Genomic DNA, 21105 nt, shown 5'->3' with positions numbered 1-21105 from the left:
TTATTGTTCAGGGCATTGAGCCGCATGGTGTTTGACACCGCATCCACCGTCACTCTTATAACACCGGAATTGGAAACCGACAGTCCTTTTAGATAGGTGGTGTCGGCATTGGCCAGCATCTTCACCTCATCGGTGGAGTTATGAACCATGGTGCCGTTCATCGCATAGAACTCGCCCACATTGGACTCAATGGTATGGACCGAGGGAATGATCATGCTCGCGACCCGGGCCCGCTGGGTATAGCTGAAATAGGTGGGGACAACCACCACGGCCAGGATTCCGATGATAGCCACCACGATCATCAGTTCAATCAGACTGAAACCGTGGTTATCATCGTGCAGAGGTGACGAGTTCATTGCTCTCTCCGGGAGTTAACTCTTTCTTCATGTGCGCCGTAATGACCGTTCGACTCTGAAATTGGCTCGATATAACGGGATGGGTAGCATAGAATCCCATCCATGTCCAGAAAAAAATAATAAAAAACACGGGTAGTTATCCGTGAAATCAGTTGGATCCGGCCCCTTGCGGCAAACATCCGTGCTAGTGAATCCGGGCCGGCTTGACCCGGGGCACCATCCATACACCGGGAGCTGTTGTGAGTCAGAGGGCCCGTAAGTATTCGGGCACAGTGGAAATTTCTCCGACAATGGCCCGGTCGATCATTGACAGGACGGTTTCCTTGTCACGGCAGAGACGGGCGTTGACAGGCAGGTAGTTGGAGGCATGGTTGGCCTGGAACTGGACCTTGTCAAGGGTAATATGGGCCACCAGTTCCCGCAGTTCGGCCAGCAGATTTTTTCGATCGGGCAGTTCGAATTCGCCTGTGCCGTGCTGATGATGGAGCGGGGTGTTGGGCAGCAGCATCAGGGTCAGGGCCGCGATCTGGTTGGGGGCCATGGCAGAGAGTACCCGGCCGCTGGCCGCGGCATGGGCCCTTGAATTCTGCCGTCCGGCAATGCCAAGCAGTACGGTGACCGATAAGAAGATACCCGCGGCCCGGACCCGTTGACCGGCCCTGATCATGGCCTTGGCGTCAACACCCTTGCGGATCGCCTTCAGGGTCGGATCGTGACCGGATTCCAGGCCGAGGTAGACCCGGTCCAGGCCGAGTTTTTTCAATTCGTCGAGCTGGGCCGGGGTCTTGTGCAGGATGCTTCTGGCATTGGCATACAGTCCGATCCGGGTGATCCAGTCCAGTTTCCCCCTGATTTTTTCCAATAATTCGACCAGCCGCGGCTGGGGCAGAATCAATACATCTCCGTCAGCGAGAAATACCCTTTTCAACCGGCCGCGGTATCGGCCGGCGAAATCAAGATCCGCATCGATCTCCTCCATCGACTTGATCCGGAACCGGACATCCTTATAGGCCCCGCAGAAGGTGCACCGGTTATGGGAGCAGCCCACGGTTACCTGGAGGATGATACTGTTGGCCTCGCTGGGTGGCCGGATGACGTTGCCTTCGTAGTTCACCCTTGTTCTCTTTCAAACTCCTGCATGAATTCCACCAGCCTGACCACTCCCTGCCGGGGAAAGGCGTTATAGATCGAGGCCCGGCAGCCGCCCACTGAACGGTGTCCCTTGAGGCCGTCCAGCCCCTGGGCGGTGGCTTTCTCGACAAACAATGCCTCCAGTTCCGGGGTCGGCAGGTTAAAGGTGACGTTCATCATCGACCGGGAGTCGGCCTGGCTATGGCCGCGATAAAAATCGCCGGCATCAATGGCTTGATAGAGCAGGGTTGCCTTGTCGCGGTTCATCCGTTCGATGGCGGCCAGGCCGCCCAGGTCCTTCAACCAGTTGAGCACCAGGCCGATGGTATAGATGGCGAAACAGGGCGGGGTGTTGAACATCGAATCCTTGTCAGCATGGGTCTTGTACCTGAACATGGTGGGCAGGTTGTCCGGGCCGCGATCGAGCAGATCCTCGCGGATGATCACCACGCAGCAGCCGGCCGGGCCCATGTTCTTCTGGGCCCCGGCGAAAACAATCCCGAACCGGCTGATATCAAGGGGCCGGGAGAGAATGTCCGATGACATGTCGCAGACCAGCATCTTGCCCTTGTCCGGAAAATCGGGATACTGGGTGCCGTAGATGGTGTTGTTGGACACCAGGTAAAGATACTCGGACCCGGCCGCCACCTCGTATTCGTCGGCCGCCGGCACCCGGTTGAAGGTGGTCGCCTCGCTGGAAAAGGGGACCTCGATCTCACCGAAGAGCCTGGCCTCCTTGATCGCCTTCTTGGCCCAGACCCCGGTATTGAGGTAACTGGCGCTTTTACCCGGGCCGAGCAGATTCATCGGGATCATCGCAAACTGGGTGGAGGCGCCGCCCTGGAGAAACAGCACCTTGTAGTTGTCCGGAATATCGAGCAGCTCCCGGATCAATGTTTCCGCCTCAACCGCCACGGCAATGAAATCCTTGCTGCGGTGGCTCATCTCGATCAGGCCGATGCCGCGGTCATTAAAGTTGACGATACCACGGGCCGCCCGGGTGAGCACCTCGTAGGGCAGGCAGGCCGGCCCGGCGCTGAAATTATAGATTCTTTCCGGCATGTTTTTCTCCTTATTTTAAATCTGGTGCTGCTGGCGGATCGCCTCGTAAAGGACGATACCGGCAACAGTGGCCATGTTCAGGCTGCGGATATTCGGGTTTGACATCGGGATGGTGTAGCAGCGGTCATGATACACCTGAATGATCTCTTCCGGCAACCCCCTGGTCTCCTTGCCGAGGACCAGAAAATCGCCGGGCCGGAACCGGGCCTCGGTATAGGGTCGATCCACCTTGGTGGTGAAGAAGAATAGGCGCTCGGGTTCGTGGCTGGCGAGAAAGTCGGCAAAGCTCTCCCAGTAGACGATCCGCACATGGGGCCAGTAATCCAGACCGGCCCGTTTCAGGTGCTTGTCATCAATGCTGAATCCCAGGGGCTTGACCAGGTGGAGGGTGGTGTCGGTGGCGCCGCAGAGCCGGGCGGTGGAGCCGGTATTGGGTGGAATCTCCGGCTCCACCAGCACCACATGAAAATGATCTGCCGGGTCGGACATGATTAGAGCATGGAAATGGGGTTGTGCTGGTCAAGGAGTACCCGGCGGGCCTGAACGACCCGGTCACTCCCGGGCGAGTCCATCAACCGGACCAGCTGATCCCGGACCCGGATGAACCGGGCAAGCTCGGTCTCTTTCAGTATTGACCGGGGTTTGAATTTCAGGGCAAAGGGGTTCCTGAACACCCCGTTCTGCTGGATCCGGTAATCAAGGTGCGGCCCGGTGGAAAGGCCGGTGGAGCCGACATAACCGATGATATCCTTCTGTTTCACCCGGCTGCCCACGCTGAGCCCCTTTTTGAAGCGGGAAAGATGACCATAGTGGGTGCGGTAGCCGTTGGCATGACCGATGATCACCTGGTTGCCGAATCCGCCGTTGCGGCCCCTGAACTGGATCCGGCCGTCGGATACCGCCATTACCGGAGTACCCCTGGGTGCGGCCAGATCCACGCCCAGATGCGGCCTGGTGACCCCGAGGATCGGGTGCTTGCGGCGATGGGTGAAGCCGGAGGTGACCCGGCCGAAGGGGATGGGGGAGCGCAGAAACCAGGTGCCCAGTTCCTGGCCCCTGGAATCAAAATAGCCGCTGACCGAATCCGAGGTGTAGTAGAACCCCTGGTAAACCGTGTTCTGGAGTTGATACCGGGCCACCAGTATCTTGCCGTAACCGACAAAGTCCCCGTCCTTATAATACTTGTCCACCACCACCTCGAAACGGTCCCCGGGCCGGGGTTCGGTATTGAAGTCGATCCTGGAGGCAAAGATGTCGGCAAAGGCGTGGATCAGTTTCGGCCCTTCGCCAAGCTCGGTAAAGGCGGCAAAGACCGACGAATCGATCCGGCCGCTGATCCGGACGGTGCGCTGTTCCAGCGGGATCGCCATTCTGGTCGCGGCCAGGTTGTCTCCGGTCCGGGCCAGGGCGTATATCTCCAGGGGATTAACCTCGTAATGGGCGGAGCGGAGTCGGCCGGCCTCATCCAGGAGCAGGGAATAGCGGTCCCCGGGCTGGAGCCGCCGCATGTCAAGGGCATTGGCCAGGACCCGGATCAACTCGTTCCGGGTTGCGGCTGGAATCCGCAGCCGTTGCAAGGACTGGTCCAGTCCCTCGCCGGGCCTGAGCGCCCCCTGCCGGCTGATATACTTCACCTCCGGCAGCGCTGGCGCCGTTGGGGCCAGGGCATGGGTCAACGGCAAGGCCGCCGGCCCCGGATCAGCAGGCCCGGGTGCAAGGATCGAGGCGGTGGCAGTGTTCTCGCCGTCCGGCCCGGAACCGGGAACAACCCCGGTGGCAAGCAGAACAAGGACCAGCAGGGGCCAGAAGATGATGTTGGCAGCCGTCCGCTGCCAGGGGGATATTTTCACCAGACGAACAACCAGGATGAAGTTAAGGATTTGATTGGAAAACGCTCTGCCCGTGGCCAGCGCAACCATTACAACAGGCAGTCGGGCGGACAGAGATAAGTATGGTAAGGGGTTTTAACACCATCTGAAAGAGATGCCAAGGTTCTTTTTCCGGGCCAGGACCCGGAGACAGTGGGATGAATTGCTTCCGGACAGCGGAACGTTATTGCCGTTTCCGCTGATTCGGTTTAAATTGGCAGCTTCGCAAAAACAGCGACCGGTTCAACTGCTCAACCGGTCGATTGTTTGATTCGTTATCAAGCATTTTTTCACGGGGTTGTAACAGGAACCAGATGGCGCTCATTGTACAGAAGTTCGGCGGAACCTCGGTGGCCGATCCGGACAGGATCAAGGCAGTGGCCGCCCGGGTGCTCCGCTCCCATGAACAGGGAAACCGGATAGTGGTAGTCCTGTCGGCCATGTCCGGCGAAACCAACCGTTTCGTCGACCTGGCCCACAAGATGCAGGCCATGCCCGACCCCCGGGAAATGGATGTGCTCCTCTCGTCCGGGGAACAGGTAACCGTGGCCCTGTTCGCCATGGCGATAAAGGAGGCTGGCCACGATGTAATCTCGCTGCTGGGCGATCAGGTGCGGATCATCACCGATGCGATGCACACCAAGGCCCGGATCAAATCGATCAACAGCGGGTTGATCGCCGGCCATCTGGATCAGGGCCGGGTGGTGGTGGTGGCCGGCTTCCAGGGGGTTACCGAAGAGGGCGACATCACCACCCTGGGCCGGGGCGGCTCCGATACCACCGCCGTGGCCCTGGCCGCGGCGCTCAGGGCGGATGTGTGCGAGATATACACCGATGTCGATGGGGTCTACACCACTGACCCCCATATCTGTCCGGATGCCCGCAAGATCGAGCGGATCTCCCACGAGGAGATGCTGGAACTGGCCAGCCTGGGCGCCAAGGTGCTTGATATCAGGTCGGTCGGTCTTGCCAAACGATATAAGGTACCGATCCATGTCCGCTCCACTTTTTCCGAAAACGAGGGGACCTGGGTTGTTGAGGAGGACAAGGCAATGGAATCAATGTTGGTTTCCGGAGTTACCTGCAGCAAGAACGAGGCGCGGATCACCATCGCCAAGGTGCCGGACACCCCGGGGATCGCCTCGAAAATTTTCCTGCCCATTTCCGATGCCGGACTTGTGGTGGATATGATCATCCAGAATACCCGGGCCGGCGACCTCACTGACATGACCTTTACCGTGCCCCGTACTGATTATAAACGGGCCCTGGCACTGGTGGAGAAGGTGGCGGCTGAAATCGGGGCCGAGTCTGTTTCCAGCGCCGACAATATCGCCAAGGTCTCCATCGTCGGGGTCGGGATGCGCAACCATTCCGGAATCGCCACCACCATGTTCCATGTCCTGTCCAGGGAAAACATCAACATCATGATGATTTCCACCTCTGAGATCAAGGTTTCCTGCGTGATCGAGGAGAAGTACACCGAACTGGCGGTGCGGGCCCTGCACGAGGCCTTTGCCCTGGACAAGGCCGAGATAGTGTCTGTCCAGAAATGAGGATTTTCGTTCAAAAACAATTTTAAAAAGGGCGACATCACCATGTCTCAGCAGATCGTAATCTACGATACCACGTTGCGGGACGGCACCCAGGCCGAGAATTTCAACCTTTCGGTGGAAGACCGGGTCCGGATCAGCCTGAAACTGGACCAACTGGGGATCGACTTCATCGAAGGGGGCTGGCCCGGTTCCAACCCCGGTGCGGTTGAGTTTTTCAAGGAGATCAGGAACTATGATCTGAAATATGCCAGACTCACTGCATTCGGCAGCACCCGTAACTTCAGCAACCCGGTTGATAAGGACCCCAACCTCCGGGCAATACTGGATGCGAAAACCCCGGGGGTGACCATTTTCGGCAAGAGCTGGGGGGTCCATGTCCGCGACGCGCTGCGGATCTCTTTGGACGACAACCTGCTGATCATCGAGGAATCGCTGGCCTATCTCCGGCCCCATGTGAAGTATCTATTCTATGATGCCGAACATTTTTTCGATGGTTTCAAGCAGAACCGGGACTATGCCCTGACCACCCTGGAACGGGCGGTTGCCGGCGGGGCCGAGTGTCTGGTCCTCTGTGACACCAACGGCGGCACCTTGGCCAACGAGATCCCGGCAATCATCGAAACGGTCCGCAACCACCTGGCGAGCAGCGGACATCCGGTTCCGCTGGGGATCCATGCCCATAACGATTCCGACAGCGCGGTGGCCAACTCGCTGATGGCCGTGTCCTGCGGCGCCACCCATGTCCAGGGCACCATCAACGGCTATGGCGAGCGGTGCGGCAATGCCAACCTTACCTCGATCATCCCCGGACTCACCCTGAAGATGGGCTATGACAGCGAGGCTGGCAGACGGTTGAATAAGTTGAGCGAGACCTCCCGCTTTGTCAACGAACTGGCCAATCTGCCCCATAACAAGTATCAGCCCTATGTGGGACGGGCCGCATTCGCCCATAAGGGCGGGATCCATGTCGCGGCGGTGAAACGGAACCCGCTCACTTACGAACATATCGAGCCGGAACGGGTGGGCAATGTCCGGCGGATCCTGATCTCCGACCAGTCCGGCAAAAGCAATGTCCTCCATAAGGCCCAGCAGTTCGGCCTTGACCTGGACAGCGCCGACCCGGTGGTGAACGCCATTGTCAAGGAACTTAAAGAGTTGGAGAATCGCGGCTTCCAGTATGAGGGCGCCGAGGCCTCTTTCGAGTTACTGATGCGGCGGGCCCTGGGCACCCTGGACACCCGGCGACGCTTTTTCGAACTCAAGAGTTTCCGGGTGCTCAGCCAGAAATCAAAAACCGATGAGGCGCCCCTGGACGAGGCCACCATCCGGATCGAGGTGGGCGGCGAGGAGGTGCATACCGCGGCCCTGGGCAATGGCCCGGTCAATGCGCTGGATAAGGCGCTGCGCAAGGCATTGATCCGGTTTTATCCCAAGCTCAAGGAGATGTCCCTGGAGGATTACAAGGTCCGGGTACTCTCGGGCGAGCATGGAACCGGGGCCAAGGTCCGGGTGCTGATCCAGTCCCGGGACCATGGCGGCGAATGGGGTACGGTCGGGGTGTCCGAGGATATCATCGACGCCTCCTGGCAGGCCCTGGTGGACAGCATCACCTATAAACTGCTCAAGGATGAACAAAAAAAGGATGACCGCACCGCCCACAGTGGTTGACATATCCTGCCGGGCGCAAAGGATTACCCCTGACCTGCGGCCCGCGGTTCTTGTTGTTGTCGGTCTTTGCCTGCTCGTTGCCCGGATGAGCGGCCTTACCTCGCCGCCATGGGACTCAAGACCAGGGGGGACGGACACCCTTGCCGGAGCGTACTCCCGGCCCGGCCCCGGGTCGCTGCCGCCGGCGGTGCGTCACATCTTTTTCCGTCCCGTGCCGATTAATCTCGTTGACCAGGAGGTACTGGCGGCACTGCCGGGGATCGGTCCCCGGTTGGCCGAACGGATCGTCCTGCTTCGTCATCGGCAAGGGAAAATAACCAGACCCGGGCAACTGCTGGCCATCCCTGGAATCAGTGCCCGGAAACTGGCCCGGTTGCGTCCGTGGCTTTCCTTTGCGGAACACGACCCCCCGCTCTAATCCCTGCAGAGAACACCTATGAAGAGGATATATACCCTTATCAGCCGGCTGGCCGCGGTCTTCTTTATTTTTCTGGGCCTGTGTCAGACCACCGCGGCAGCTGAAATCCGCTATGTGGCCACCATCCACCCCCTGGCCGAGATTCTCAAGAGCATCACCCGGACCAGGGCCGAGGTGATCGGCCTGCTGCCGCCGGGCACCTCGCCCCACACCTTTGCACCGACCCCCTCGGACCTCACCCGGCTCCATGGCGCCCTGGCCCTGTTTTATATAGGGCCGGGACTTGACCGGGAATGGATCGGCCGGCTGCCCGCTGAGCGGAAGATCGAGGTAATCCGGTTGGTTCCCCGGGAGAACCGGCTGGCCATCAACAGCCACCATGAGCACGGGGATCATGATATTGATCATGCGGGGCAGCTTGTTGATCCCCATTTCTGGACCGATCCCCACACCGTGCGGGCCATGCTGCCCGGACTGGTCGACACCCTGGTCTCCCTTGACCCGGGGGGCAGGGCTGTTTATGAACGGAATGCAGCGATTTTTTCCCATGAGCTGGAAGGGCTCGACCAGGAGTTGGCCCGGCTGCTTGCTCCCTGTCAAGAGACGCCCTATTTTCTGTTCCACCCATCGTTCCAATACCTTTTTGCCCGCTATCATCTCCGGCTTGCCGGGCTGGTCGAGCCGTTTCCCGGCCGGGAGCCGGGGCCGCGATCCATTGCAACCATGGTCAAAAAAATAAAAAAATCCGGGGTTGCAATGATCTTTACCGAACCGCAGTTGCCCCGCCGCTCGGCGCGGATCATTGCCGAGGCGGCCGGGGTCGGCCTGGCAATGCTCGATCCCCTGGGCGGAGTGGAAGGCCGTGATTCCCTGGCCCAGTTGCTTCGTTACAACGGACAGACCCTGCGCCGGGCCGTTGGCCGGTAGAACGGCAACGGTCACACTGGTTCGGCCATGATCGATACCGTCTCGCCCATCATTATCCTGGCCGGTCCCACCGGGGTCGGCAAGACCTCCCTCTCCCTGGAGATCGCGGAAAAATATTCCGCTGAGATCGTGGGGGTGGACTCGATGCAGGTCTACCGGTACATGGACATCGGCACGGCCAAGCCGACCCCGGCGGAACGGGCCCGGGCCCCCCACCATCTCATCGATTTCATTGATCCGGCAGACCATTACACCGCCGGCCGTTACGTTGTCGATGCCTGGGCCGCAATCAGGGAGATCCGGGGCCGGGGCCGGATTCCTTTCCTGGTCGGCGGAACCGGGATGTACCTCCAGAGTTTATTGTCCGGGCTGTTCAGCCATCAACCGGGGTCGTTATCAGGGGACAATGAAAAAAGCCGGCTGGCCTGGCGGGAATCGTTAAAAAAAAGGCTGGCCAAAGAGGGCAGGGAACCCCTGTATCAGGAGTTGCGGAAATATGATCCGGTCTCTGCGGCGCGGATCCACCCCAATGACAGCCAACGGCTGCTCCGGGCCCTGGAGATTTTTTTTAGCACCGGAATTCCCTGGTCAGAGCATCTTGCCCGGCAACAGGCCATGAAAGGCAAGGCAAAGACCGGTCATCTGCTCAAGCTGGGGCTTTTCCGTGAGCGGGAGCAGCTCTATCAGCGGATAAACATGCGGGTCGAATTGATGGTTGCGGCGGGCCTGAAGGACGAGGTGCAAGGTCTTCTCGATATGGGTTATCATGGCGGACTCAAGCCCATGCAGTCCATCGGCTATCTCCATATGGTCCGATACCTTGCCGGCCACCGGACCTGGGATGAAACAATCCGGCAGCTGGCCCGGGATACCAGGCAATACGCCAAGAGACAGTATACCTGGTTTAAACGCGACCCGGAGATCAACTGGTTTTCTCCGCAAAAAACAAAAGAAATATTCACCCGGATTAACGCCTTTCTCGGAAAGCGCCGCATATAGCAGGGGGCGGATGGTGATGAACATCCCGAATATCATTACCATTATCCGGATTCTTCTGGTCCCGCTGCTGGTTATTTTTCTGCTCGATGGAAGATATGATCTCGGCCTGCTGGTCTTTGTCACCGCTGGAATCGGCGATGGTCTGGACGGCCTCCTGGCCCGGCTGCTCGATCAGAAAACCGAATTCGGCGCCCGGCTCGATCCCATTGCCGACAAGCTCCTGCTGGTCACCTCCTGCGTGACCCTGGCCGTTCTCGGCCGGCTGCCCGGCTGGGTGGCGGTGGTCATTGTCAGCCGGGACATCATTATCCTGGGCGGGATCGGGGTGCTGATGCTCAACGGGCTCTCTCCTGACATCAAGCCGACCATGCTCGGCAAGATGACCACCTTTTTCCAGTTGGTGACCGTGAGTTTTTTCATGGGCAAGGAATTTGTCGGCACCTACTGGCATCTCCATAATCATCTCGTCATCCTGGTGATTTTTTTCACCCTGCTTTCCGGGTTCCAGTACATTATCCTGGGCAGCAGAATCCTGGGACAGAAAGGGGGAAACCATCATCAATGACTCGATCCGGACCGGCAAAGACATGGTGTTTCAGACCGTTTAACGAGGCAGCCTGCCGGGCAATGGCCAGTGGCCTGGCGATTCCGCCGGACATTGCCCGGCTGCTTCTCCAGCGGGGGATCGCCGGTGAAGATTCCGCCAGGGCCTTTCTCGGGCCGACATTTGCCCAGCTGCCTCCACCCCGGTCTCTCCTGGGGATGAACCAGGGGGTTGCGGTTATTGAACAGGCATTATCACAAAAAATGCCGGTCACCGTGTATGGTGATTACGATGTTGACGGTATTACCGCAACCGCTCTGCTGGTCCGCTTCCTTCGCCTCCTGGGCCTGGCGGTGACCCCGTATCAACCGGATCGACTGACCGAAGGGTATGGTCTCAACCAGCAGGCGATCCGCAAACTCCACGCCCGGGCCATGAAACAGCATGGTGTTGCCGGGGTCCTGGTCACGGTTGATTGCGGAATCACAAGTATTGCCGAGGTGACCCTTGCCCGGGAACTGGGGTTTCTGGTGGTCATCACCGACCACCACCTGCCGTTGCCACACCTGCCGCCGGCCGATGCGCTGATCAACCCCCTGCAGCCGGGCTGCCCGTTTCCGGACAAGAACCTGGCCGGGGTCGGGGTTGCTTTTTATTATTGCATGGGATTACGCAGCCATCTGGTCGAACAGGGGTTTTGGCCCGAAACAAAAAAAATCCCCAATCTGAAAACATTTCTTGACCTTGTGGCCCTGGGCACCATTGCCGACGTCGTCTCCCTGACCGGGGTGAACCGGGTATTTGTCCGCGCCGGTCTGGAGGTGATAAACCAGAAGAAAGGAGACGCAGCTCTTGGCCCGGGCCTGAACGCATTGTTCGAGCTGGCAAATATCGGCGCCAGGGGTATCACCGTTGAAGACATATCCTTTCGGATCAGTCCGCGGATCAATGCCGCCGGCAGGGTAGGGAGTCCGGAGACAGCAATTGATCTCTTGTTGACCGAGGACCCGGAACAGGCGCGCTCCCTGGCAAGGACCCTGGAGAACACCAACCAGCAACGCAGGGAAATAGAGGCCCAAGTCCATGAACAGGCCCTGGCCCTGGCCGGTGAAGAGGTAAGGCAGGGCCGCCGCGGGCTGGTGCTCTGGGGCCAAGGATGGCATCCCGGGGTGATCGGGATCACCGCCGCCCGGCTGGCCGAACAGTTCTGGCGGCCGTGCATACTTTTTGCGGTGGACGGTGATCTGGCCAAGGGGTCGGCCCGGTCAGTGCCTGATGTCGATCTCCATCAACTGCTCTGCGCCTGCAATCAGGAGCACTTAGTTCGGTTCGGCGGTCATGCCGGGGCGGCCGGGGTGCAGATAAACACGCAACATCTTGAAATATTTAAAAAAGATTTTGAAAGGCAGATATCGATCCAGGTAAACCCGGAACTCCTTGTTCCCAGGCTATGGATCGACGCCCATTTGAATTTCCAGGAATTATTTGTCGAGTCCTTTCTGAGCAATTATATTAAACTGTTTCCGTTCGGGCGTGGAAACCCTGAACCGGTCTTTGTTGTCAAGGGATGCCGCCTCACGGATCTCCAGGTGGTGGGCCCGGGCCAGGATCATCTTCGCTTTGTGGTCCGGGCCGACAACATGAGCCGGCAGGGCATTGCTTTCGGTTTCAGCGACATGGCCGCAACCTTACGGGAAAAAGAGGTCGATCTGGCGTTCCGGCTGCGGTTGAACGAGTTCCGCGGCCGGAAAAGGTGGGAACTCATTGCCCAGGATATGGTTATTGAAACAAGATAAACAAAACTATTCATAATATACATTATGCGACATTGGCAATTTGATGCATTCTTGAATGCTGACCCCCAGATAACCAATTGTCTCATGAGAGAAACTTTGATGAACTCGTAACAACCCGAAAGGCTTCAAATGCCACCCAATAAAATCAACAAGTTACAAGACGAATCACGTCCGTCGAGCGAGTTGTTGCGAGACCGACAAACTTTCATATAAAAGATATTTACCGCTGAGTACGCGGTGAAACCAGACTTTTTGAGGGACACATGGATCGCACTATTTATCAGGAACCGCTGGTGAGCCGCTATACCAGCCCGGAGATGCAGAAACTGTTTTCCGAACAGTTCCGGATCGAGAACTGGCGGCGCTGCTGGGTTGCCCTGGCCGAGGCCCAGTACGAGCTGGGGCTTACCAATATCATCACCCCGGAGATGCTCGACCAGTTGCGGGCCCATATCACGGACATAGACTTTGAGACCGCCGGCCGCAAGGAAAAAGAGATCCGCCACGACGTGATGGCCCATGTGTTCACCTATGGCCTGGCCTGTCCCAAGGCCGAGGGGATCATCCATCTCGGCGCCACTTCCCAGTTCGTGGTCTGCAACACCGACCTGATCATCCAGAAACAGGCCCTGGCCTTCATTAAAAAAGCCTTAATCAACGTGATCGCCAACCTGGCCCGCTTCTGTGGCCGGCATAAGGACCTGGCCACCCTGGGCTTTACCCATTACCAGCCGGCCCAGCCGACCACGGTCGGCAAAAGGAACACCCTCTATATCCAGGACCTGCTGATGGATCTCGATGCCATCGAGTTCCTGGAAAGCCAGGTCAAGGCCCGCGGCGCCAAGGGTACGGTGGGCACCCAGGCCACCTTTATCGAGCTGTTCAAGGGTGATGACGCCAAGGTGCGGCAATTGGACGATCTTGTTGCTCAAAAGCTTGGATTTACAAATGTTTTTCCGGTTACCGGTCAGACCTACCCCCGCAAGCTGGACATGAAAACCAGTGAGACCCTGGCCGGGATCGGCGCCTCGGCCCATAAGTTTGCCGTGGACCTGCGGCTGCTCTCCAACCTCAAGGTCCAGGAGGAGCCATTTGCCAGGCAGCAGGTCGGCAGTTCAGCCATGGCCTATAAACGCAATCCCATGCGCTCCGAGCGGATGACCGGCCTGGCCCGCAAGTTGATGGGCCTCACGGCCAACTTCAGCGCCACCTGTGCCAACCAATGGTTTGAGCGGACCCTGGATGACTCGGCCATCCGCAGAATGGATATCCCCCAGGCCTTTCTGCTCACTGATGCCATCCTGAAGCTCTACCTGAACATCACCAGCGATATGGTTGTTTTTCCGAAACAGATCGAGCGGCATCTTCGTCAGGAACTCCCCTTTATGGCCACTGAGAAGATCCTGATGGCCAGTGTGGAGCGCGGCAAGAGCCGACAGGAGATGCACGAGCTGATCAAGGTTCATTCCGTGGATGCCGGCCGGGTTGTCAAGGAACAGGGATTGGATAATGACCTTGTCGAGCGGTTGGCAACCGATAAGCGGATCCCCTTTGACCGGGACGAGTTGGAAGCCCTGATCAATGATTACCAGCAGTTCACCGGCCGGGCCGCGGCCCAGACCGAAGAATTCCTCCGGCAGGTGGTGGAACCCCGCCTGCAGGCCAACCAGGAGCTGATCGGCGAAATTGACGCCAGTCTCTCGGTCTGACCGGCGGCTCGCTTGCCGGTCGTAAGGTTTCGGTAAACCCCGTACGTTTGAGGTTGGACCGGAAGAGGGTTTACTGAATGTTTACTGCCGGTCGCCGGTTTTTTTGTGGTAACTACCTGATGACACGTAACTGTTCAAAATTACGGCTGCGGATTGCGCCGCAACGGATTCATTTCCTTAAATACATTCTTGAAGGCTATGACGGCCTGGCGATCCTGACAACCCTTGATGGCCGGGAAGGCGCGGTGGAAATCTCTTTTCCCCCTGAACAGGAGCAGGAGCTTGCCCTTCTCCTGGCGGAGTTGCGCCCTGCCCTTACCCTTAACCCTTGAAAACCGTGAACGAGGTCTTCGATGAAAGCAACAATCATCTTTTTTGTCATTGTCTGCTGCTGGCTTGTCCCTGGTTCCAGACCAGCGGCCGCGACCGAGGCGGTCGAGATCCTGACCCTTGCCGACTGTGTGCGGGCCGTGTTGCGGAACAATCCGGCGATCACCATGGCCGAGGCCGGGCAGAAGGCCAGTGAAGCAGCGCTGGCCGGCGCGGAAAAGAATCTTCTGCCCTCTTTTTCCGCCCGCTACGACTACAAGCGTCAGCCGGATGTCACCATCGTCACTGAGAACTATTACAGCTATTCGGTCACGGTATCCCAGCCGCTGTACCAGGGTAAGGCCCTGGTAACCGCCGTGGACCTGGGAAAACTGCGAAAACAGGCGGCAGACACCAATATGGTCAAAACGGTGAACGACCTGGTATTCGCCGTTAACAGCGCATATTTCGGGGTTTTAAAGAGCGACAAACTGGTTGAGGTGGCCCGACAGGCCATTGCCCGTCTGGAATCACATTGCCGGGATTCCCAGGCCTTTTTTGATGCCGGGCTGATCCCCAAGAACGATCTCTTGACCAGCGAGGTGCTCCTGGCCCAGGGCCGTCAGGACCTTCGCCAGGCGGAAAACAGAGCGGCCATGGCCCGGGCCGACCTCAACCTGCTGATGGGCAACGAGGTGCGCTTCCCGGTTGCGTTGGCAGATGTTCTCCGCCATCCGGATCGCCGGGTGGTCTGGGAAGATGTACTCAAACAGGCCTTGGCGATGCGGCCGGAGATTAAAGAGGGAGAACTCATCCACGCCCAGGCCGATAAGAATGTCATCCTGGCCCGGGCTTCATACCTGCCCTCCCTCTCCCTGGCGGCCACCTATCTGAAACAGGGCGATACCCCGGGGGCTGTCTCCTACCCGTTGGGACCGAGCGAGGTAAAACAGGCCCAGGCCACCCTGGAATGGCGCTTTTTTGCCTGGGGCCAGTCCGATGACAAGGTGGCCGAGGCCCGGTTCCAGACGATGCAGGCCCAGGAGGCGCTCGCCCGGATCAAGGACCGGGTCACCCTGGAGCTGCGCGAGGCCTTTCTTGGACTGGAGCAGGCCCGGGCCAATATCGCGGTCACTGCCAAGGCCGTGCAGCAGGCTGAGGAAAACTTCCGGATCAATGAGTCCCGCTACCAGGCGCAGCTGAACACCTCGACCGATGTCCTGGATGCCCAGACCCTGCTGACCCGGGCCCGGACCAACAACTATAATGCCCTGTACGAGTTTAATATCGCTCTGTCCAGACTGGACTGGGCCACCGGGGTCCTGGGCCATGAAATGGCGGACAATCAATGACCCCGCAAAAAATCTGATTTTAGTTTTTACGAATTCAGCAATAAATGATGAACTCGTAACAACCCGAAAGGCTTCAAATGCCACCCAATAAAATCAACAAGTTACAAGACGAATCACGTCCGTCGAGCGGGTTGTTGCGAGACCGACAATAAATGAAATTGAAAAAATACGCATATATCGAAACCTTCGGCTGCCAGATGAACGAGCGCGACTCGGAGATCATCGGCCAGCTCCTGGGCCGGGCCGACTACCTGCCGACCCGGGACCTGGACCAGGCCGACCTGGTGGTGGTGAACACCTGCTCCATCCGGGCCAAGGCCGAGCAGAAGGTCTACAGCCTGTTGGGCCGGCTGAAGAAGTACAAGCAGAAAAAACCGTCCCTGATCGTCACCGTTGCCGGCTGCGTGGCCCAGCAGGAAGGAGAAAAACTGCCGGCCCGGATGCCCCAGGTGGATATCGTGGTGGGCACCCAGAACATCTACCAACTGCCCGGACTGGTCAGGGAGGTGGAGGAGAACAAAGGACCCCGGGTGGCGATCGATCTGTCAAAATCCTTTGTCATCCCCCGCCACCTCCCCTCCCCGCTCCCCGATAGCCCGGTTTTTTCGCCCAGGGAGCGTCTTTTTAAAAAATTCGTCACCATCATGCAGGGATGCAACAACTTCTGCACCTACTGCGTGGTGCCCTTTACCCGGGGCCGGGAGGTGAGCAGGGACCCGGCCGATATCCTGGCCGAGGTCCGGGTCCTGGTTGACAATGGTATCCGGGAGATCACCCTGCTCGGCCAGAACGTCAACTCATACGGGCTGGACAAGGGAAACGAACATATCCGTTTTCCGGAACTGCTGGCCGCGGTGGCCGGGACCAAGGGCCTCAAGCGGCTCCGTTTTACCACCTCCAACCCCAAGGATCTGTCCGACGAGTTGATCCGCTGTTTTATCGAGATCAACATCCTCTGTCCCCATTTTCATCTGCCGGTGCAGTCAGGCGCCAACCGGATCCTGAAAAAAATGAACCGGAAATATACCATTGAGACCTACCTGGAGCGGGTGGCGGCCCTGCGCCGGGCCCGGCCGGACCTGGCCCTGACCACCGACATTATCGTCGGGTTTCCGGGCGAGACGGACGCGGATTTCGAGGCCACCATGGAGCTGCTCGAAAAAGTACGCTACCATGGCGCCTTTTCCTTCAAGTATTCGGACCGGCCCGGGGCCAGATCCGCTGGTTTTGACAACAAGGTGGACGAGGAGGTCAAGGGGGAACGATTGGCCCGGCTCCAGGCCCGGCAGAACGAGATCAGCCAGGAGGTGAACCGCCGATATGTCGGCAGCCGGATGGAGGTAATGATCGAGGGGCCGGGCAAGGGCCACCGGGGGCAGTGGAGCGGCAGGACCGGAACCAACCAGATCGTTAATTTCCCGGCCCCGGATCAGTTGCCGGCCCCGGGTGAGATCCGGATGGTCCAAATCGAGGAGGCCTGCCTGCATTCGTTGCGGGGGAAACTTTTATAATCGTGAAATGTAAAAAGTGAAAAGTCATTGGACGTAATAACGCCGGGATGGTAATCCGTTACTTTTCACAGTTCACTTTTCACGTTTTACAAACAAGGGGTTACTACAATGATTGATCTGCACACCCATTCCTTTTTCAGTGACGGCGAACTGGTGCCGGCCGAGCATCTGCGCCGGGTCGAGGTGTTGGGCTATGAGGCGGTGGCGATCACCGACCATGCCGATGCCTCGAACCTGGATTTCATTATTCCCCGGATCATCCGGGCGGCCGAGACCCTGAATCCCTTCTCAAGGACCAGGCTGATTCCAGGGATCGAGCTGACCCATGTCCCGCCCGGCCTGTTCGCCGAATTAACAAAAAAGGCCCGGGAACTGGGGGCCCTGATCGTGGTGGGCCACGGCGAGACCGTGGTGGAACCGGTGGCGCCGGGCACCAACCGGGCCGCGCTTGAGGCAGGCGTCGATATCCTGGCCCACCCCGGGTTGATCACCCCGGAAGAGGCGGAACTGGCCGCGGAAAAGGGCATTTTCCTCGAACTCTCCGGCCGCAAGGGCCATTGCCTGACCAACGGCCACGTGGCCCGGCTGGCCCTGGCAGCCGGGGCCATGCTGGCGGTGAATGCCGATGCCCACGGGCCAGATGATTTTCTGACTGCCGAGATGGCCGAAACCGTGGCCCTGGGCGCGGGCCTGAATAAGGGTCAATATGAAAAAATTCGCAGGGACATGGCCGCGCTGGTGGCCCGGGTAACCGGCTAGTGCCCTCCCCTCTTCCGGGCCCAAGAAAGATGTATCGGATTGCCGGTGCCTTACCCCTGTGATTGGTGAGGTTATCGCGCCGAGGAAAGCTCGGCATATCTGACGGGGTGCAAGTCCCCGTAGGGAAAGGGTTAGCCACCCACCCGTACCGAGTGTTGCACCTGTGGCGGAGCCCCATCAGCAGTTATGTGGGCGAACAAGACAGGTGAAGCGTACACAGGGTATTCTGTAGGCCGTAGGGGAGATCGCGCTCCCTGAAGTGCTGGTACAGCTTCGAAATGAGTATTGCGGATGCCGAGGGTTTTAACGTACGCCGAAGGCAATACAAGAACATCCATTATGGCTTGGATGTGAAGATCCGCCGGAGTCCTCAGGCCGTGGCATGCAGAAAGAGATATGTCGTAGAACTCGGGAGGCCCCATTGGTTCCTGGAGTCTGAAATCATGGAGTAGAGGGCTTGAAAGGTGCCGGGCTTCGTACATGCATCATATTCTTTTAAGATGCGGAGCTTGTAGGCCGTCGTAAAACGCCGTCGTGGTTTTTTCTCGGGCACTTCGGGGTCCGGCGGCTTCGATATGCTCACTACCTTTGCTGGTGTATTATCAACCATGGATTTTGATTCAGTTTGAAGTTTTGTTTCGTTTTTCATGACGTGAAATCTCCTACCGCCCTACACTAATTTATTGAGGGGTAGGTGTCTCACTTACATTGACACAGAGGGTTACCGCTCCCGAAGGTCGCTTTCGCCTGGCGGCTCATGGCCTGCGGCCCTTCAGACGAACCCTCACGGGAACGCCCTTGCCTTCGGCTAGTATTTATGTTCCTGTCATCACGACAGTAACAAGGTTCACATACAGGGGACTTACACCCCATAAGATCACGCCCATGCCGGGCGTACACCAGGCGCTTGAGTGGACGCGGTGAAGCGTGGCGGCGCTGTCGCGGCAAACTCATTGGCCGCGACACTCAGCTTTACGATAGAGGCAAAAAAATGCAAGATAGATATGCTGGCGATGTAGGGGACTTTGGTAAATTTTCATTGCTGCGATCTGTCTTTGTAAAGCCAGAAAACAAAATCGGTGTTGTTTGGTATAAGTTTCCTGATGAGTCACATAATGGCGATGGAAGGCATATAGATTATTTGTATAACAACGATTATAAAGCTTGCGATAATGATTTAGTCCATAAGCTATCACATGTTGTAGCGGTTGATAGATCAATCTCGAAACTCGAGTCATTATGCTTGCTTCCTAACAATACTGTTTATTATGCCGACGAATTAGATTTTCACATTACATCCCCTGGCCAAACACATGCGGCTAGGTTGGCACGTAGAAATGGTCGATTAAAATGGCTACAAAATGCAGTAACTACTGTAAAAAACTGTAATATTATTTTTCTAGATCCTGATAATGGTTTAGAGATACAGAGCATACCTAATTTACATCAAGTTAAATCAGGAAAATACGCATATTATTCAGAAGTAATGGAGTTGTTTAAAAATAAGGATGCTTGTGTAATTTATCATCATATGAACATGAACAGTTCACATGAATCACAAATAAAACATCGTGCACAAGATCTTAAAAATGCGATTGTAAAAAACGGCTCAGTATTTGCAATAAGATTTAGACCGTATAGCCCACGGGCATTTTTTATATGCACATCACAGCAATCTGCAATCAATATTAAAAACAAACTAAATAACTTCATGTCTAGTGCATGTAGTTTTGGCTGGGATACATATTATGAGGCATAAGCCTCTAACAATTAGCTCAACATTGGCCATTTTATACGGTGCGCCACTTCGTGGTGATGTCCCCAAATGGTTGACATTTAGTTCCGACTCACAGTATATTGTCTTGGTCGAATTCAATTTTCCATTTTTTCGTCGGAGGCAATCTATGAGCGAGCTTGAACAATGTTTCTGTCCCAACGAACAATGCAAGGATTACGGTCTGCGCGATCAGGGCAACATCTCCATTCGCGGCAAGTATGGCAAGGACAAAAGCCGCACCTTGCTTTACTGCCGCACCTGCGGCAAGCGCTTTTCCGCCACCCGGGCCAGTGCTCTGTTTGGCCTGCATCTTCCGGTCGAGACCATCCGACAGATTATCCACCACGCGGCCGAGGGGGTTGGCGTGCGAGCCACCGCACGCTTGCTGGGACTGGACAAAGACACGGTCAACCGGGTCATTCTACGGGCCGGCGAGCATTGTGCCAGAGTGCTCTCCGGCCTTCTAACCTCGCTAGAATTGACCGAGACCCAGCTCGACGAGCTGTGGACCTTTGTAAAAAAAAGAAAAATACTGGCAGTGCCGAAGACATCGAGGGCCAGTACGGGCGGACGTGGATCTGGACAGCCATCGACGCCCCCACGCGTCTGCTGATTACGTTCTGGATTGGCGGGCGCGAATTGGACGATGCCCGGCGGATGCTGAAGGATTTGACAGCCCGCTGTCAAGGCAAGCCCTTGTTTGTCTCGGATGAACTGCTTCATTACGGTACAGTCCTGGGAGAGTTGTTTCACGAACTGGTCACGCCGGCGCCGACGGGCAAACCCGGGCGGCCCCGAAGTCCGGAGCCGGTCATTGATGCGGATCTGGCTTACGCCACGGTTCATAAGACGCGCCAGGGTGGACGGGTGATCAAGGTTGATCGTAAAGTGGTCCACGGGAGTGAGCAGCACATCCTCGCACGGTTGGCGAAATCGCCCAGCCAGACGATCAACACCGCGTATATCGAACGTTCCAATCTGGACTGGCGGTTGTGGGACGCCCATCTGGCGCGCAAGGCGCCGACTGTTGCCCGTTCGATGCGCTGGCTCAAGGCCAAATTCGCCATCTGCGTGGCCTGCTACAATTTGATTCGTCCCCACGAGACGCTCAGTCGTGGCGAGGATCGGATCTTCAGGCCCAAAACACCGGCCATGGCGGCGAACGTGGCGGATCATCGGTGGACGTTCTCTGAACTGCTGGCCTACCCAGCGTTGCGTCAATGATATGGGGACATCACCTTATTGATAATACCCCGGATGATTACGATCTGACCCTCAATGTGACCTGCGGTACCAAGGTCAGTGCGCTGGCCGCATTTCAGTGTTTTTATTTCAGCAATAAGCGCGTTATTTATCTGAACACCGA

20 protein-coding genes and 1 pseudogene are annotated in these 21105 nt (G+C 57.4%); 15 read left to right on the top strand and 6 right to left on the bottom strand.

Annotation, left to right across the window (positions count from 1 at the left end; genetic code table 11):
- Positions 1-224 precede the first annotated feature (224 nt).
- The 5 genes and pseudogenes from L3J03_06740 to L3J03_06720 form a co-directional block, all read right to left on the bottom strand.
- Positions 225-356: pseudogene (locus tag L3J03_06740) on the bottom strand (prepilin-type N-terminal cleavage/methylation domain-containing protein).
- Positions 357-600: 244 nt separating this feature from the next.
- The gene (locus L3J03_06735; GenBank protein ID MCF6290673.1) at positions 601-1470 is read right to left on the bottom strand and encodes a radical SAM protein; all 870 of its coding nucleotides are present in this window, start codon (positions 1468-1470) and stop codon (positions 601-603) included.
- Positions 1467-2549 (bottom strand): 3-phosphoserine/phosphohydroxythreonine transaminase, encoded by a 1083-nt coding sequence (serC, locus tag L3J03_06730; GenBank protein ID MCF6290672.1) that lies wholly within the window; start codon positions 2547-2549, stop codon positions 1467-1469. The genes L3J03_06735 and serC overlap by 4 nt, the downstream gene beginning before the upstream one ends.
- 15 nt (positions 2550-2564) lie before the next feature.
- On the bottom strand, positions 2565-3038 hold the full coding sequence (locus L3J03_06725) for a tRNA (cytidine(34)-2'-O)-methyltransferase (GenBank protein ID MCF6290671.1): 474 nt from the start codon (positions 3036-3038) through the stop codon (positions 2565-2567).
- A 2-nt stretch (positions 3039-3040) separates the two neighbouring features.
- Positions 3041-4399 (bottom strand): M23 family metallopeptidase, encoded by a 1359-nt coding sequence (locus L3J03_06720; protein MCF6290670.1) that lies wholly within the window; start codon positions 4397-4399, stop codon positions 3041-3043.
- Between the two features lie 332 nt (positions 4400-4731).
- Here L3J03_06720 and L3J03_06715 point away from each other — a divergent pair, with 332 nt between their 5' ends.
- The 12 genes from L3J03_06715 to L3J03_06660 all read left to right on the top strand — a co-directional run bounded on the left by L3J03_06715 (position 4732) and on the right by L3J03_06660 (position 17962).
- Positions 4732-5970 carry an aspartate kinase gene (locus tag L3J03_06715; GenBank protein ID MCF6290669.1) on the top strand — a complete coding sequence of 413 codons (1239 nt, stop codon included), beginning with the start codon at positions 4732-4734 and terminating at the stop codon, positions 5968-5970.
- Between the two features lie 42 nt (positions 5971-6012).
- Positions 6013-7638 (top strand): citramalate synthase, encoded by a 1626-nt coding sequence (gene cimA, locus L3J03_06710; protein MCF6290668.1) that lies wholly within the window; start codon positions 6013-6015, stop codon positions 7636-7638.
- Complete coding sequence (locus L3J03_06705; protein ID MCF6290667.1) at positions 7613-8056, top strand: helix-hairpin-helix domain-containing protein; 444 nt, start codon at positions 7613-7615, stop codon at positions 8054-8056. The genes cimA and L3J03_06705 overlap by 26 nt, the downstream gene beginning before the upstream one ends.
- Positions 8057-8074: 18 nt before the next feature.
- Positions 8075-8983 (top strand): metal ABC transporter substrate-binding protein, encoded by a 909-nt coding sequence (locus L3J03_06700; protein MCF6290666.1) that lies wholly within the window; start codon positions 8075-8077, stop codon positions 8981-8983.
- A gap of 27 nt (positions 8984-9010) precedes the next feature.
- Positions 9011-9982 carry a tRNA (adenosine(37)-N6)-dimethylallyltransferase MiaA gene (miaA, locus tag L3J03_06695; GenBank protein ID MCF6290665.1) on the top strand — a complete coding sequence of 324 codons (972 nt, stop codon included), beginning with the start codon at positions 9011-9013 and terminating at the stop codon, positions 9980-9982.
- A 16-nt stretch (positions 9983-9998) separates the two neighbouring features.
- Complete coding sequence (pgsA, locus tag L3J03_06690) at positions 9999-10547, top strand: CDP-diacylglycerol--glycerol-3-phosphate 3-phosphatidyltransferase (GenBank protein MCF6290664.1); 549 nt, start codon at positions 9999-10001, stop codon at positions 10545-10547.
- Positions 10548-10609: 62 nt separating this feature from the next.
- Entirely contained in the window at positions 10610-12322 is a 1713-nt protein-coding gene (gene recJ / locus L3J03_06685; protein MCF6290663.1) for a single-stranded-DNA-specific exonuclease RecJ, read from the top strand.
- A gap of 263 nt (positions 12323-12585) precedes the next feature.
- On the top strand, positions 12586-14031 hold the full coding sequence (gene purB / locus L3J03_06680; protein ID MCF6290662.1) for an adenylosuccinate lyase: 1446 nt from the start codon (positions 12586-12588) through the stop codon (positions 14029-14031).
- 119 nt (positions 14032-14150) lie between these two features.
- Positions 14151-14363, top strand: coding sequence for a DUF4911 domain-containing protein (locus tag L3J03_06675; protein ID MCF6290661.1), 213 nt, complete (start codon positions 14151-14153; stop codon positions 14361-14363).
- A gap of 21 nt (positions 14364-14384) precedes the next feature.
- Complete coding sequence (locus L3J03_06670; protein ID MCF6290660.1) at positions 14385-15692, top strand: TolC family protein; 1308 nt, start codon at positions 14385-14387, stop codon at positions 15690-15692.
- 152 nt (positions 15693-15844) lie between these two features.
- Positions 15845-17203: a tRNA (N6-isopentenyl adenosine(37)-C2)-methylthiotransferase MiaB gene (miaB, locus tag L3J03_06665; GenBank protein MCF6290659.1), complete on the top strand. Its 1359-nt coding sequence runs from the start codon at positions 15845-15847 to the stop codon at positions 17201-17203.
- 108 nt (positions 17204-17311) lie between these two features.
- The gene (locus L3J03_06660; GenBank protein ID MCF6290658.1) at positions 17312-17962 is read left to right on the top strand and encodes a histidinol phosphate phosphatase domain-containing protein; all 651 of its coding nucleotides are present in this window, start codon (positions 17312-17314) and stop codon (positions 17960-17962) included.
- Between the two features lie 370 nt (positions 17963-18332).
- Here the strand turns inward: L3J03_06660 and L3J03_06655 are convergent, their stop codons facing one another.
- The gene (locus tag L3J03_06655) at positions 18333-18611 is read right to left on the bottom strand and encodes a hypothetical protein (GenBank protein ID MCF6290657.1); all 279 of its coding nucleotides are present in this window, start codon (positions 18609-18611) and stop codon (positions 18333-18335) included.
- A 258-nt stretch (positions 18612-18869) separates the two neighbouring features.
- On the opposite strand from L3J03_06655, the gene L3J03_06650 reads away from it, so the two are divergent.
- From L3J03_06650 to L3J03_06640, 3 genes are all read left to right on the top strand, one after another.
- On the top strand, positions 18870-19721 hold the full coding sequence (locus L3J03_06650) for a hypothetical protein (GenBank protein MCF6290656.1): 852 nt from the start codon (positions 18870-18872) through the stop codon (positions 19719-19721).
- 145 nt (positions 19722-19866) lie between these two features.
- Positions 19867-20352 carry a hypothetical protein gene (locus L3J03_06645; GenBank protein ID MCF6290655.1) on the top strand — a complete coding sequence of 162 codons (486 nt, stop codon included), beginning with the start codon at positions 19867-19869 and terminating at the stop codon, positions 20350-20352.
- Between the two features lie 44 nt (positions 20353-20396).
- Complete coding sequence (locus tag L3J03_06640; GenBank protein MCF6290654.1) at positions 20397-20963, top strand: hypothetical protein; 567 nt, start codon at positions 20397-20399, stop codon at positions 20961-20963.
- Positions 20964-21105 lie beyond the last annotated feature (142 nt).

Source organism: Desulfobacterales bacterium, from assembly GCA_021647905.1.
GTDB lineage: Bacteria > Desulfobacterota > Desulfobulbia > Desulfobulbales > BM004 > JAKITW01.
This window is presented reverse-complemented; position numbering and strand designations above follow the sequence as displayed.